The organism is Bacillus sp. jun7, assembly GCF_051034795.1.
Lineage (GTDB): Bacteria > Bacillota > Bacilli > Bacillales > Bacillaceae > Bacillus > Bacillus velezensis.
The window spans coordinates 2543422-2556487 of the sequence record NZ_CP093219.1 but is presented as its reverse complement, the minus strand read 5'-3'; the positions used below and the strand labels follow the sequence as shown (position 1 = coordinate 2556487).

The 13066-nt window shown below is 41.3% G+C and carries 15 protein-coding genes and 2 pseudogenes; 4 read left to right on the top strand and 13 right to left on the bottom strand.

The features are described from left to right. Positions 1-131: 131 nt before the first annotated feature. From MJQ52_RS12435 to MJQ52_RS12410, 6 genes and pseudogenes are all read right to left on the bottom strand, one after another. Positions 132-1196, bottom strand: coding sequence for a polysaccharide lyase family 1 protein (locus MJQ52_RS12435; protein ID WP_014306116.1), 1065 nt, complete (start codon positions 1194-1196; stop codon positions 132-134). Between the two features lie 141 nt (positions 1197-1337). After that, entirely contained in the window at positions 1338-2249 is a 912-nt protein-coding gene (locus MJQ52_RS12430; protein ID WP_094247370.1) for a DMT family transporter, read from the bottom strand. A gap of 148 nt (positions 2250-2397) precedes the next feature. Beyond that, positions 2398-2844 carry a universal stress protein gene (locus MJQ52_RS12425; protein ID WP_094247369.1) on the bottom strand — a complete coding sequence of 149 codons (447 nt, stop codon included), beginning with the start codon at positions 2842-2844 and terminating at the stop codon, positions 2398-2400. Positions 2845-2925: 81 nt separating this feature from the next. Next, positions 2926-3054, bottom strand: a pseudogene (locus tag MJQ52_RS12420) (family 1 glycosylhydrolase); the annotation flags it as partial. A gap of 93 nt (positions 3055-3147) precedes the next feature. Then, a complete protein-coding gene (locus MJQ52_RS12415; protein WP_024085986.1) occupies positions 3148-3294 on the bottom strand; it encodes a hypothetical protein in 147 nt (48 codons plus the stop codon). 41 nt (positions 3295-3335) lie between these two features. Beyond that, positions 3336-3515, bottom strand: a complete 180-nt coding sequence (locus tag MJQ52_RS12410; protein WP_042635622.1) for a hypothetical protein — start codon at positions 3513-3515, stop codon at positions 3336-3338. 293 nt (positions 3516-3808) lie between these two features. Here MJQ52_RS12410 and MJQ52_RS12405 point away from each other — a divergent pair, with 293 nt between their 5' ends. Then, positions 3809-4183, top strand: a complete 375-nt coding sequence (locus MJQ52_RS12405; RefSeq protein WP_390892594.1) for a MerR family transcriptional regulator — start codon at positions 3809-3811, stop codon at positions 4181-4183. A 281-nt stretch (positions 4184-4464) separates the two neighbouring features. Here MJQ52_RS12405 and MJQ52_RS12400 read toward each other — a convergent pair whose 3' ends face one another. Then, entirely contained in the window at positions 4465-4641 is a 177-nt protein-coding gene (locus MJQ52_RS12400) for a hypothetical protein (protein WP_154066744.1), read from the bottom strand. Between the two features lie 133 nt (positions 4642-4774). Here MJQ52_RS12400 and MJQ52_RS12395 point away from each other — a divergent pair, with 133 nt between their 5' ends. Next, positions 4775-5398 carry a hypothetical protein gene (locus tag MJQ52_RS12395; protein WP_032875613.1) on the top strand — a complete coding sequence of 208 codons (624 nt, stop codon included), beginning with the start codon at positions 4775-4777 and terminating at the stop codon, positions 5396-5398. 44 nt (positions 5399-5442) lie between these two features. Here the strand turns inward: MJQ52_RS12395 and MJQ52_RS12390 are convergent. The 3 genes and pseudogenes from MJQ52_RS12390 to MJQ52_RS12380 all read right to left on the bottom strand — a co-directional run. Next, positions 5443-6260, bottom strand: a pseudogene (locus MJQ52_RS12390) (protein rep); the annotation flags it as partial. 55 nt (positions 6261-6315) lie between these two features. Next, positions 6316-6672, bottom strand: a complete 357-nt coding sequence (locus MJQ52_RS12385; RefSeq protein ID WP_223883515.1) for a YwqH-like family protein — start codon at positions 6670-6672, stop codon at positions 6316-6318. 134 nt (positions 6673-6806) lie between these two features. Next, positions 6807-7217, bottom strand: coding sequence for a very short patch repair endonuclease (locus tag MJQ52_RS12380; protein WP_024085991.1), 411 nt, complete (start codon positions 7215-7217; stop codon positions 6807-6809). Positions 7218-7386: 169 nt separating this feature from the next. Between MJQ52_RS12380 and MJQ52_RS12375 the strand changes: the two genes are divergently transcribed. After that, complete coding sequence (locus MJQ52_RS12375; protein WP_032875608.1) at positions 7387-8493, top strand: DNA cytosine methyltransferase; 1107 nt, start codon at positions 7387-7389, stop codon at positions 8491-8493. A gap of 138 nt (positions 8494-8631) precedes the next feature. Here the strand turns inward: MJQ52_RS12375 and MJQ52_RS12370 are convergent, their stop codons facing one another. From MJQ52_RS12370 to MJQ52_RS12360, 3 genes are all read right to left on the bottom strand, one after another. Continuing rightward, complete coding sequence (locus MJQ52_RS12370; RefSeq protein ID WP_434181822.1) at positions 8632-10254, bottom strand: AlwI family type II restriction endonuclease; 1623 nt, start codon at positions 10252-10254, stop codon at positions 8632-8634. Positions 10255-10274: 20 nt separating this feature from the next. Then, positions 10275-10718 (bottom strand): hypothetical protein, encoded by a 444-nt coding sequence (locus MJQ52_RS12365; RefSeq protein WP_049589291.1) that lies wholly within the window; start codon positions 10716-10718, stop codon positions 10275-10277. A gap of 167 nt (positions 10719-10885) precedes the next feature. Next, on the bottom strand, positions 10886-12292 hold the full coding sequence (locus MJQ52_RS12360; RefSeq protein WP_094247367.1) for a glycoside hydrolase family 43 protein: 1407 nt from the start codon (positions 12290-12292) through the stop codon (positions 10886-10888). A gap of 241 nt (positions 12293-12533) precedes the next feature. Here MJQ52_RS12360 and hutP point away from each other — a divergent pair, with 241 nt between their 5' ends. Beyond that, positions 12534-12980, top strand: a complete 447-nt coding sequence (gene hutP, locus MJQ52_RS12355; RefSeq protein ID WP_004393292.1) for a hut operon transcriptional regulator HutP — start codon at positions 12534-12536, stop codon at positions 12978-12980. Positions 12981-13066: the final 86 nt, after the last annotated feature.

Here is a 13066-nt window from a genome sequence, read left to right as displayed (position 1 = left end):
TTAACAATAGTAATATTATTGAAATTGTTTATCAATATTTTCCTAGGTATTTAAGGTTATTTTAAGGATTAAAGGAGTTTTGAACCTTTTATTCATATAAAAAAACCGCCGGCAGCCGGCGGTTTTTCGTATTATGGATAGCGGAGATTTGTATTTTGCGCTCCCGCGTAGGATTGGGCGAAGTTTTTGGCGTCCTGGGCTGAAAGCGTACCATAGCTGTAATTTGATCTCGGATTCCAGCCGGTGCGCGGTGATTTCGGGGCTTTGAGCGACGGGAATGAACCGATGTCGGTGAATTGGGCCGTCCCGTAGTCGTCTATCATTCCGCCTTTTTCATTTCCGTTACCGAAATAGTTGGCTTCTGAGAAGACAGTCGCGTTTGTATGAATGGTGAATCCTAAATTGAAATTGGTCACATAGTTGTTTTTTGCGTGAAAATAGCCGTATCTCATCAGGCCCGGTGAACGCACATAGACGTTATTAAAATAGTTGTTGGTGATCGTCATATGCGGATAGCCGATATAATTGCGTCCTTCGTTATCATCATTCGGATAACCGAGAATCAGGCCGTACAGATGGTCTGTGAATTTAGAGTTAGACAGCGTCACAAAATCCGCTTTGGCGCCGACATACAGAAGCTTTCCCAAATCGCTGTGGCTGTTCGGATTGTAGCTGTGTCCTTCAAACCACACGTGGTCAATCCAGTAATTCTGCCCGTTCGCTATGTACATCGGAATGTCGTTGTTGCCTGTAATGGCGGCATTATGGCTGATAATGAGATTTTTGAAAATCACATTGTTTGAGCCGGAGCCGGTGGTCAGATAGATGTTGGTCAGCCTGTGGCTGGTATAAGAGCCGACGATGGTTTTATTGGCGCCGACTGTCACAACGGCTTTACCCGGGGAAGAAATATCACTTGTGATGACGATGGTTTTGCGGTCCGTTCCGCCCGCATTGTTTTTCAGATCATTGAGATTGCTGACGTAGACGACGGGGCCGCCCTGGCCTCCCGATACGGCGGATTTTGCTTTTCCGTTATGATCCTTCGCATTGCCAGCGAATCCGGTAAGTCCCTGCATCACATCCGGATAAGCCGCTGCCGCTTCTGCCTGCTTGGATGCGGAACATACAATGGCCAGACAAAGCGCAAAGCCGAGTGCAGCCAAGAAAGCGAGATGACGCGTCTTCTTTTTCATGCCCTTCACTCCTTTAATCTCTTAAATTGTAAACACATGGAGTATTATACAATTACTATCCTCTTTTTCCATGATCTGTTTGTCTGCTTTTTCGTTATGGCTGAAAAGCCCCAAAATAAAAAAAGCAGCCGGTACGGCCGCCTATATACGGGTGCTGTCTGCCTGAGTTTCCGCCGGCACGGCTTTTTGCTTGCGAATCAGGGACAGCGCCATTCCCGCAAAAATCAACACAATCCCCAAAGATTGATAAAGGTCGGGGCGAAATCCCGTAAATACGGTGTCAAGCACAATCGCCACCGCCGGATCAAGAAATACGATGATTGAAATAAACCGGGTGGATAAAAACCGCAAGCTGTCAAAAAAGAGCAAATACACAATTCCCGTATGAATGATACCGGTTGACACAATCATGATCCAGTTCACATGCGACAAATCAGAAAAAGCGCCGAAACGGACGAACGGGAGAAGAATGATAACGCCCAACCCGGTCTGCAAACAGGTGACCGCATATGGGCTGAGACTGTTGATACCTTTCCCGGCCAGTGTCGTAAAGGCGTAAAAAAGGGCGGCCAGCACGGCCCAAATAATACCCGATCCCATCAGCTGAGAAAAAGATGTACTTCCGTTGATGCCGGAAATCAGGGCGGTGCCCAGAAAACAAATCACGATGGAACTGACGGACACAAGATGCAGTTTTTCCCGGTATATGAGACTCCCGAGGAGAAGAACAAGAACCGGAGCCAGATGATAAACGGAAATCGCTATCGTCACTGATGTCTCCTCAAATGATTTAAATAAAAACACCCAGTTCAGCACGAGAAAAAATCCGCAGGCCAGTGTCTGCAGCACCTCACGCCGGTTCCATTGTTCGGTGCGGTACCGTCCGGAACCAAACCAGCAAACGCCCAGAAACAATGAGGCGCACAGACATCTCACAAAGACCAGTTCAATTGAAGGCACATTCGTATGTTCCGAGAAAAAGCCGATTGATCCGAAAATGACCATGGAAATGACCATTTTGATGACGGCATTTGATGTTTGTTCAGCTTGCATTGATTCGCTTCCCCCATATCATTGACTGTTTATTCAGACAAATACTAACAGCCATTTTACTTGATTCAGAGGAAGATTTCATCCTATTTTTCGAAAGACGGCGGTCTTTTCTCATTAAAAAAAGCCCCGCGTCAGCAGGGCTTTCTGTTTAATGAACGATCAGTACAGGACAAGGAGACAATTGTGAGACCTTATGGCTCACGCTTCCGAGCATCATTTCTTTAAATCCGCTGATTCCGCGGCTTCCAACGACAATCAGATTGAAATGCTGTTCTTTCGCTATGTTTAAAATTTGATGCGCAGGTTCGCCTTGGACGTACAGGCTTTCCGCATTTACCCCGCTTTCAGCCGCTTTCTGCTTGGCCTCTTCCAGAATGGCCGCTCCTTTTTGCTCGACTTCATGTTTGATGTCTTCAATGAAGTTTTCCGGAACATAGACAATCCCTGTTAAGGCTGATGTGGAGACAACGGCTTCACGTCCCGCATAGAGAATGGTGAGTTCAGCCTGATGTTCTTTCGCCAGATGGATCGCTGCGTCCAAAGCTTTGCTGCTCATGTCTGAACCGTCTACTGCTGCAAGAATTTTTTTAAACATATGAATCCCGCCTTTCTGCTTTTATTGTCCTCCTCTCTTTGCTGAATGTCAATTTTGCCGGCTTTCTCCGGAACATTGCGCTTACAGACTTTCTCCGTTTGTGGCGATGACGTCTTTATACCAATAAAAACTTTTCTTTTTCTTTCTTTCAAACGTGCCTTTTCCGTCATTGCCGCGGTCGACATAGATATAGCCGTAGCGTTTTTTCATTCTAAAAGGGTTCGGGTGGCGCTGAGTGAGTCAACTCCTTAATCCTCCCTACGGTCCGGTTACCGTTGACTCACGCCCTATTCGCTTGCTTCCCTAAAATCCTTTAATAACGCAATTCAAAAAAATAATTAACACAACAATCGCAGTAACAACCACTGCTTCTACAGTGTAGGTCACTTTTTTCCTTCGCATTTGCTCTTTATATTTTCTTTGGATTTCCCTCTTCTTATCAACATTCATTTTTTCGGCTCCTTCCCACCCCCTCGAAAACTTCACATCCCTTATTTTGAACTACCGGAATAAGACAGCTCTAGCGCTTTTCGTATGTATTCTTCTTCTGTGATTTCTCCATGAAACCGCCTTTCTAAGAGCTTTTCCTCTTCTTCCGTCAGCACTAAGCCCTCAAAGCCAAGGGTTGCTCTTACATATTTCATCCCTGTTTCAAAATCAATCTCTTGCATTACTACCCCCTCCTCTTTATCAAAAGGCCCTGCGGGTCATTTTCGCCAGTACGCCCCAATTTATTTGGTGCGTATAACTGGGCACTCCGTGACCGCTCCTAAATTCCAAAACAAACTCAAACACAAAAGAACCCAGTCAGTCCCCTGTCATGACTGGATTTTTCCTCTCGTTTAGGTATGCAGCGACTTTTAAAATGCACCCTTTTCAAAACAACTCAAATCATAATAAAGGGTGCAACACTTAAAGGTGTCTGACCTCGCCATAGCGAACCTATTTTACGAGGTGATTCGTGATGGATATGGGAGTCAAATTATCGTCCAAGGACGTCGCAAAACACCTCGGTATAGAGCCGGTGACTGTCCGCAAGTATGCCAGTATGCTTGAAGAACAAGGCTACTCGTTCAATAAAGATTCGAAAGGATGGCGACTCTATACCGAAGATGACGTAAAGACTTTAGAGTATCTATGTACAATGACTAAGATCAATGGACACTCACTCGACGAAACGGTAAAGCATATAGCAAGCCTGTATCGTTCAAAACTGACCATATCGGATACCGCTACATCGCTACAGGACAATCCTTTGGTGGAATTCATGAAGCGACAGGCAAGAATTCAACCAAAGAATGGCGGAACGGATGGAACAATTCGAAAAAAGACAGCATGAAAGACACGAGACACTCACTGCGGCATTACGGAAGTCGCTAGAGACACAAAGAATGATCGCAGCCACTAAACAAAAAAAGTAGTGGCAATTTTGGAAATAGAACACACGGAAAATGGCGCACTTATACACACAACCCTGTGTACATGCTAAATCTCTCGATTTCCGTCAGGCGTGTTACAAAAAAGGAGACTTTCACCGAGTCCACTTTTTTATTTTTTCACTCATGCATAACAATTTTCTCTCTTTTGCACCGCAATAAAAAAACAGGCCTGAAGGCCTGCTTAATCTATTTTAGCTTTTTTCCATGCACTCCTAACAATTCCCATGATCACTATGTATACAATCGCAATACCAACAGTTACACCCTCAATTTTTGTAAAAAAGCTATTCAAAATTATTAATAAAAACGCTAGTACTGACGCAAACCAGTGTATAGATTCATATTTTTTGTCACTCATTGCTGATCCCCTCACTCTTTCTGTTAAACACTTTATATACCTAAATCCATCATGACACAATTTCCGCTATGGAATCAAGCGGTAAAATGGTTTATAATTTACAAGGTATTTTCAAGTAAAAAAGGGGGATAATATGAAATTTGTTCTAAAGTACAGAAGTAAAATTATTTTGGCAGTTGTTTCAGTGTTTTTATTTTCAATCCTTGGAACGACAGCCGCTGAAGCCGCTGAATCACCGAATAATCAATCATTAGTTCGAGACACTAATCTCGAAAAAGAATTTTCAAGTTTGCTTTCTAGTCAAAAAGCATTATACGCAATTGAAAACATACCTGACTCAGTGGTCAACCAAGGTTCTGATGCAATTTTAGATTGGTTCAGAAATAACATCGATGATCAATCGCTAATCAATGATATGAACGCCGCTGCAACTGAGCTTCATCAATCGGACAAACCATTCAAGACTCAAGGTGTCCTAGGTTGTATAAGTGCTGTTGGTACCGCACTTGCCAGCCTAGCTTTCGCTCCTGCAAAATTGTTAAAGATCAAAAAGGCAATAAAAGCCTTGGGTGGAGTAAAGACATTCGTCACTAAAACATATCAGTACTACAATTATTACAAGAAAAAATACCGCAGTAAAAAAACCGCTTGGAACAAAGCAGTCTCCAAAGCAGCTTCAAAAGCCAGCCCTGAAATAAAAGAGGCGATAATGGACTTCTTTGGCATTACGGCCATCGTTTCTGCTTGTATTGAATAACGGTTCCACAAAGTAAGAGAGCAAGCCACATGGCCTGCTCCCTTTCACTTGATTATGTAATTTTTGATGCCGGGATGCCAATAAGCCATGACCTCAAAAGCGCTGTTTGCCACCTCATCGTCTTCCTCATCAATCTTAACCAGATCGCCGTCTTCCGCATCTTCAAGGTTCAGATCTCAGATCTTTATGTATCTCCTATCTCCTTCAAAATGCCGCCGTACCCGATCAGCCTTCGCGCAGAAAGCGCATCATCCAAGTAAAACACAGTATTTAAGTTATCATCCGTCACCTTGCTGCCACGCACCACATCCGTGTCCTTAACAGGATATTTAGAAATTTCGAGAACTGCTTTTTGCTCCATCATGGCTTCCCGCACATCGCTCTCAATTTGCTCAGCATCAATTTCAGCTCTTCCCTTGACTCTTCGAATGTCAACAATCGGCGTATAGTCCAGTTTCATCGCCCTTTTCCAAAGACTTGTCCATTCTGCCTGCTTGATATAATTTTTGCCAAAATAACTTCTCTTCACAGGCAATAACACATGAAAATGCGGATGATATGTATCTTCTTCATGATTTTTAGTAATCTCTAAAGCTCTAAAATAGCCAAGTACCGCTGTATCGACCCTTTTGTATTTCATGAGACGATTAAACCCTTTCATCATGTCAGAAATCTTAGACTTCAGCTCTTCTCCTGCTACATTTCTGACAGTCAGCGTGAGAAAGATCCACCCGCAACCGTACTGCCGGTTAGCTTCTTCTACAATTAATTTATTATGATAAGCAATTTTTAACGACCGGCGCCACGCACACATAGGGCATAACCTCACTTTGCAAAAATGGGCTTGATACAGCTTCAGTTTGTCCCCTGCTTTACCATATGGAAATCCATCTTGATCTCCTGTCCCATATCGCACCTCATCTCTTCTCTTTTTGTTTTCGGATCTCATTCTCAATTGATCGTATTCTGTGCTGAAGTGTATGCACGTCACCCTCTAATATAGAAATCTTTTCATTAATGCGTTCAATTATCCCGTTCACCTGGTCCTTTTTGATATCAGCCCAGGCATGTGCCATATCTTCGCAACACTCTTCAAAGGCCTTTGCATGGCTCCCTTTCCACGTATGCGGGGATAAATGAGGCTGACTGATCAAATGGTTGATATCTGCAAACTCATGTTTTAAATTTGTTATTTCATGTCTGACTTGTTTCAAGGCATGAATGTGCTCTTGTTTTATAGCAAAGTCGGCTCTTGCCGAATGTAATGCGTTCATCTCTGCTAGTATAAGTAAACACCCCGCTTGTAAATTTTGGGCATTATAGACTATTTTCATGTTACACTATGGGTTTATTTGGATGAATAGGAAAAAGGAATTATTTATCACCGGAAAAATTTATAATCAGTTATTTACATATTCGTTTTTATAAAAGTTTCTATCTCATCTATTGTTCTTTCAAAATTCTCTTTAAAAGCATGTTCCCAAACCCTTAATATATGCCAGCCATGTTTTATATAGTAGGAAGTAACCTCTTGATCTCTTTCCTTATTCCGCTTCAGTTTTTTCTCCCAATACGCTTTGTTGCTTTTTGGCTGATTTCCATGAGAGCTGCATCCATGCCAAAAGCAAGAATCAACAAAGATAACAATTTTGTATTTTTTAATAGCTATATCTGGCTTACCAAAAAGAGATGAAACATTTCTTCTGAATCGCAGCCCCCTGTTCCATAAGGCTGCGGATACTTTATCTTCTAATTTTGATTTTGCTTTAATCGCCTGCATATTCTTTCTTCTTTGTTCTTTTGTATGAGTATCAGCCATACGATTCCCCTCCCGATTTGTAAAAGTTTTCCCTCAATGAAAACATTTAAATCTTCTATTAAAACAAAAGTTTTCTCCTTTTAAATTCGCGAAACAAACGTTCCCTTTTTAGCGTTAAGATGTGTTATAGTTTATAATGTGTATGAGATCAACAAATGGAGGTTTTTATATGATCTTCCGAAAAGGAGAATTGTTCAGCGGACCAGGAGGACTGTCTTTAGGAATTACAAGTGCCCGTGTCGTTGACAGTTCCGGTAATGAATACAGCATAAAACATGAGTGGTCTAATGATTATGACGAATCTGCATGTAAAACATACAGAAGAAATATCTGCAAAAATATTGATGACCCGTCAGTAATTGAGGGTCCTGTACAAGAATTGGATATAGAAAGCCTCCCTCCTATAGATGCATTAGCCTTTGGATTCCCTTGCAATGATTACAGTATAGTTGGAGAACATAAAGGAATGAGCGGAGATTACGGCCCTCTTTACTCATATGGTGTAAAGGTGCTCAATTATCATAATCCGAAATTTTTTATTGCTGAAAATGTGGGCGGTCTGCAAAGTGCAAATGAAGGTAAAGCTTTTATTCAGATATTGAGAGAACTGGGAGAAGCGGGGATGGGTTATACAATCACTCCTCACTTATATAAATTTGAGGAATACGGCGTACCGCAAAAAAGACACCGTATTATTATAGTAGGTATCAGAAAAGACCAGAATTTAGAATTCAAAATTCCTGCTCCTACTACTCCTAATCAGTATGTTACTGCATACGACGCACTCAATAATCCGCCTATTCTTGATTTTACTGAAAATCATGAGCCTACGAAACATAATCAAAAAACTATTGAGATGCTGAACTATATTCCTCCCGGAAAGAACGCCTGGTATGAGGGCATCCCGGAAGAATTACGACTTAAAGTGAAAGGTGCCCGAATGAGCCAGATTTATAAACGTCTTCATCCGGATGAACCATCTTATACGGTGACTGGAAGCGGCGGCGGCGGCACTCACGTGTACCATTGGGAAGAGCCCCGCGCCTTAACAAATAGAGAACGGGCACGCCTGCAAACCTTTCCTGATCATTTTGTATTTGAAGGAAAGAAAGAAAAGGTAAGACAGCAAATCGGCATGGCTGTTCCTCCAAAAGCTGCTCAAATTATTGCAGAAGCGATACTAAAAACGTTTGCTGGAATTGAATATGACTCCATTGAGCCAAAATGGACTTTTAAAGAGTTAGTTAAAGAGGAAAAAGTTCCTTATATGATTTAAGAAAAAGGAATCTGCAGTCAGATTCCTTTTTCTAATTCAGGCACTCTATAAATATAAGCACAACTCTGTAAGCACGCTTAAAAACATAGTACTAATAGATAATTTAAAGTTTCTACTCTAAATGCATAATTCAATCTCTTAACTTTTGTTGACTTCTTTTAGTAATTGTTCAAATGATGAAAAGCTCTTATTTTTTACTGCTCCGAGAAAAATACTTACTCTTTGTTCAGGCATTAATTCATTTTCTATACAATAATCCAGTAATCCTAATAAAGTTTTAGAATTCAGCATAATACCATCAACAGAGTATCCCTGAAGATTTCTTTCAGTTAATCTTTTTATTTTTTCTAAATTTTTAACACCTCTAAATTCATTTGATGCTGTTACGTACCCATAAAAAACCATTTCTTTATCCTCGTAACCTTTATAATTTGGTATATATTCCGAAGCCATATGAGAGGCAAAAGAAGCACTTAATGTAAACTTATCCTTGTATCTCTTTGCATCTATTATTCCATACACGTTACCATAACTGATTAAAATATCAATTTCTGTTCTTTCCCCATTTAAAGCTTTAGGATGCATTGTGACCTCAAAACCCAACGCTTTAAAAATGTTTCCCGTACTTTTTTCAAATTGATGATCGCTGTTCTCATTTAAGTAGCTCTCGACAAAGTTAATATTTAAGGCTTTATATTGATTATCAGCCAGGATTTCATCGGCATACTCTTCTGCATCACTCCGAGGAAATTCTTCATTTAGAATTCCAACAAGATCTTCTTTATCAAGCATAGACGGAGTAGGTATATTTTTAAGAATACTTTGAAGCTTCCTTTTTGTTTTTAATGAATTAGTTGCAGGTTTTATGTTATGGAAGGAGCTTGCTTTGTAGCTGTCAACATCTAATCCGTTATTTTCAAACATTCTTTGCAAAGAAATGAGATAGCGTTTATTAAACGGATACTTTGCATCCAATATTTCCATCTCATTTTTTATTTCCTCTTTTTTGGAATTTTCAACTATTAATGCTTTGCCTCTAACATATTTCACCAATCCTGTATACTCGCTTATCAGCATAAAAGTATGCGCAACATCAGAATGAGCAGTATTGAAATCTCGAGCTCCTTTATCTGACCTCTCTCTATGTTCGAACTTTTCAGCTATATTTTGTTTTAATTTATTTTGTTCTCCAACACTAGAATTTCGGAAATTGATAATACTTTCTGTTATTTCTTTTATTTGATTATCTTTTTGGGCCACCATTACAAAATAGGTAATTTCTTCTTTTGTAACATAATAATCTAGCGATTCTTGATTAACTAATTTAATTAAAAATCTTACGGGACGTATTTGAAAGTCCTCATGAAACTTAGGTTTAAATCCTTTTTCTAAGAAGTATGCATTTGGATATTGAAAGGTGAGTATCTGCTTCCGAATATTTTGATATACTTTTTCCTCTTTTAGTATAGACCTTCCGGCTTTAGTCAGTACAACCTTTCCCTCTTCATCTAAATAACAATAAGCAAAAGTCCTTAGTAATGCCATCCATGTTCTCCCGCCCGATCCGCTCTCACTTATATTCTGTCTTTTAATACCTATATCTGCTAACTCTTGTTCATATCTTTTGTGTACTTCTCTATTACCTGACCAAGTCAGTTTTAATTCATCAGTTGCTTTATATAAAGCCTTTATGGCTTCCTTGTGAAACTTTGGATCCCTTTCCGGCCTTGTAATGAACCAAATAAGCCTTTCTGCTGCCATATCTCAGTCTCCATTTCTGTTTATAATTCTTTAATTTTCATATAAAGTTTTTCTTCTTCAATACTCATTATTTTTTTCTTTTTCATAATTTCAAAATAGAACGTTATACCTTTTAAAAAATCCTTATTGTGTTCAATATAACTGTCAAAATCGCCATCTGTAATGTTATTTGTTCTTCTCACTATTTCTAGAATTTCAATATCCAAAAGCTCGTCTATTGTTATTTCATTCATTTTATTTTCTTTCAGCAGCTCATTAGTAGCATCGAGGTATCTCAAAACTGTTGATATTTTAGGAACCTTCATTTCATTCAGCATTTTGTTAAAAGCATTATCACTCTTACCGGCTTTTGTACTTAAATGAGTTTGTTTAATATTACTATTATCCCGGATACTATTTAACTTATCTAAAATCTTTTTCGCTATAACCTTTTCTAAAAAGCTTTGAAGTACAACATTACTCATATTTCTCCTCTTTCAAAAAATGAACTTGTTTTAAAAGAACTTACAACTATAATAAAACAATCTCTATAACAATATTATACTCTATAGAGTATTAATTACTTTTCAAGTGATTTTTTATATTACAAAAAAAAGAACCTTCTTAATTAAAAGAAGATTCTGAGTCCGCCTCACTCCACTCCCCAAACAGCCTCCCCATCACCGCTCAGGACACTAAACGTCACAACTTCCTTCTCCCTCGCTGAGTCCCATTCTTTCAGGAAGACGCCGTCATAATTTGTACCGTTCAGGTTGATTCGGGCTTTGCTGCTGTCGGTTATTGTCCAGGTTCCGGTCATTTCCCCGGAAATGGTGCCGTCGTTGTTAAGCCGGATGGTTTTTGGGGTTTTGATCGTAGCTGTAATGTCTTTTCCGTGCTGGATGAGTTTGTAGGCTCCGGATGCGGCGGCTGCCGATATGTGTGTATCCGGTTCTCCCGCGTAGCGGTACGGCGCTGCAACGGGCCATCCGTCTTTGTTCATGTACAGCCGATGCACTCTGACTTCGTGCTCTTCTCCTCTATTCGGGAAACGGGTGTGGAAAATGAGGTATGATCGTTTCGTTTTCCCGTCGTAAAACACGGAGTTGTGTCCCGGAGAGACGTAGCCCGTGCCTTTTTCAGATTGTGAGGCGAAGCTGTAGCCGCCCATGAGTTTGACCCCGTACGGTTCAATTGCTTTGTCATCGAAGAAACTGCCGTCTTTTCCTTTAGCGTCAAGCATGTTATAGCCTGCGGCGTCATAGTACGGACCGTCCGGATTTTTAGAGCGCGCCACACGCATATTGTAGCCGCCGGCTGTGTCAAGTCCGCCGAATGACAGATACAGATAGTAATATTTCGTTTCCGGATTGTAGCTGATGTACGGGCCTTCGATTCTGCTGTGATTTCCGCCGAGCAGTTTTTTTCCGTAGCCTTGGTTCGGGAGCGGGAAACCGGTTTTCGGATTCATTTCCAGTATAAAAATCCCCCCGGAGTAAGAGCCGTACACCATCCAGAGCTTGCCTTTATGGTCAAAAAACGTTTGCGGATCTACGACGTTCGGGTGAACGTTTGCATGATACGTCGTGCCGTCTTCGCTTTTTCCTTCCATGCCTGATTTCAAAAAGATGCCTTTGTTTTTGTAGGGTCCTTCGATTTTGTCACTCACGGCGACACCGAGAGCGGATCGCGGCGAGTCTCCTTTACAGGCGTTATAGTACATGTAATATTTCCCGTCAGCCAGCTGAGCCACATCCGGCGCCCACAGCGTATCAGACTGGGCCCAGTCGAATGTCTCTTTTAATTCGGAGTAGACGTTCGGGATCAGGGGATTATTGGGATTGACGCTTGAAGACAGTTGCTGCCACTGCATCAGGTTTTTCGACTTGGCGGAAGCCAAATGCGAGCCGAATACATAATATGTATCGCCTGTTTTGATGACGGACGGATCATGCACGCTGACCTCTGAAAAAACGGGATGCCGGGCTTTTGCCTGCGGCAGAGTGAACCCGATAACCGCTGCTGAGACCAGACACACACGAAAGAAACTGGTTTTCATTTTCTGAAATCTCCTCGCTCTCTTCTTTTCTTAAAACGCTTTCAAGACAACGCTCCATTTTATGACGCGGATGGCGGAAATATGTGATCAACAGCGCCGGCTTCCCGATGTACCGCTTTAATACAATAGCAATCTGATTTGTGAAAGACTGGAAAAAAAGTTTTGACTTCTGATTCGCAAACACTTAATATAAAAAACAGTTACTAGTTATCAGAATATTTAAGAATTGAGTGAAGCATATATGACCTTACACAAAGACCGCCGCATCGGGCGATTGTCCGTCCTTCTTCTGCTTCATGAGACTGAAGAAAACCAGCAGATCAGCCGGCTGGAACGGGACGGCTGGAAAGTCTGTCTCGGCAGGGTGGGTTCAATGGATGCGCATAAGGTGGTAGCTGCAATTGAAACCGCTTCCAAAAAGAGCGGTGTCATTCAATCTGAGGGTTATCGCGAATCACATGCGCTGTATCATGCCACAATGGAAGCTTTGCACGGAGTGACGCGGGGCGAAATGCTGCTTGGCTCGCTGCTTCGTACCGTGGGCCTGAAGTTTGCCGTCTTGCGGGGAAATCCATATGAAAGCGAGGCGGAAGGCGATTGGATCGCCGTTTCCCTTTACGGTACGATCGGAGCTCCGATTAAGGGGCTTGAGCACGAAACATTCGGAGTCGGAATTAATCACATATGAATCAGCCCATAGATTTCAGATGATAGGGGGCTATGCGTGAAATATCATTTTCATGGCATAGCTCCTTTTTCTATGGGCGCTTTACC

Bases quoted from the DNA above. Each gene is read 5' to 3' on its own strand.
- MJQ52_RS12370 (WP_434181822.1), bottom strand. From the start codon at position 10,254: ATGGCAGCAGAAAGGCTTATTTGGTTCATTACAAGGCCGGAAAGGGAT.
- MJQ52_RS12400 (WP_154066744.1), bottom strand. From the start codon at position 4,641: ATGAGTGACAAAAAATATGAATCTATACACTGGTTTGCGTCAGTACTA.
- MJQ52_RS12415 (WP_024085986.1), bottom strand. From the start codon at position 3,294: ATGAATGTTGATAAGAAGAGGGAAATCCAAAGAAAATATAAAGAGCAA.
- MJQ52_RS12360 (WP_094247367.1), bottom strand. From the start codon at position 12,292: ATGAAAACCAGTTTCTTTCGTGTGTGTCTGGTCTCAGCAGCGGTTATC.
- MJQ52_RS12375 (WP_032875608.1), top strand. From the start codon at position 7,387: ATGATCTTCCGAAAAGGAGAATTGTTCAGCGGACCAGGAGGACTGTCT.
- MJQ52_RS12405 (WP_390892594.1), top strand. From the start codon at position 3,809: ATGGATATGGGAGTCAAATTATCGTCCAAGGACGTCGCAAAACACCTC.
- MJQ52_RS12380 (WP_024085991.1), bottom strand. From the start codon at position 7,217: ATGGCTGATACTCATACAAAAGAACAAAGAAGAAAGAATATGCAGGCG.
- MJQ52_RS12365 (WP_049589291.1), bottom strand. From the start codon at position 10,718: ATGAGTAATGTTGTACTTCAAAGCTTTTTAGAAAAGGTTATAGCGAAA.
- MJQ52_RS12385 (WP_223883515.1), bottom strand. From the start codon at position 6,672: ATGAACGCATTACATTCGGCAAGAGCCGACTTTGCTATAAAACAAGAG.
- MJQ52_RS12430 (WP_094247370.1), bottom strand. From the start codon at position 2,249: ATGCAAGCTGAACAAACATCAAATGCCGTCATCAAAATGGTCATTTCC.
- MJQ52_RS12435 (WP_014306116.1), bottom strand. From the start codon at position 1,196: ATGAAAAAGAAGACGCGTCATCTCGCTTTCTTGGCTGCACTCGGCTTT.
- MJQ52_RS12410 (WP_042635622.1), bottom strand. From the start codon at position 3,515: ATGCAAGAGATTGATTTTGAAACAGGGATGAAATATGTAAGAGCAACC.
- MJQ52_RS12425 (WP_094247369.1), bottom strand. From the start codon at position 2,844: ATGTTTAAAAAAATTCTTGCAGCAGTAGACGGTTCAGACATGAGCAGC.
- MJQ52_RS12395 (WP_032875613.1), top strand. From the start codon at position 4,775: ATGAAATTTGTTCTAAAGTACAGAAGTAAAATTATTTTGGCAGTTGTT.
- hutP (WP_004393292.1), top strand. From the start codon at position 12,534: ATGACCTTACACAAAGACCGCCGCATCGGGCGATTGTCCGTCCTTCTT.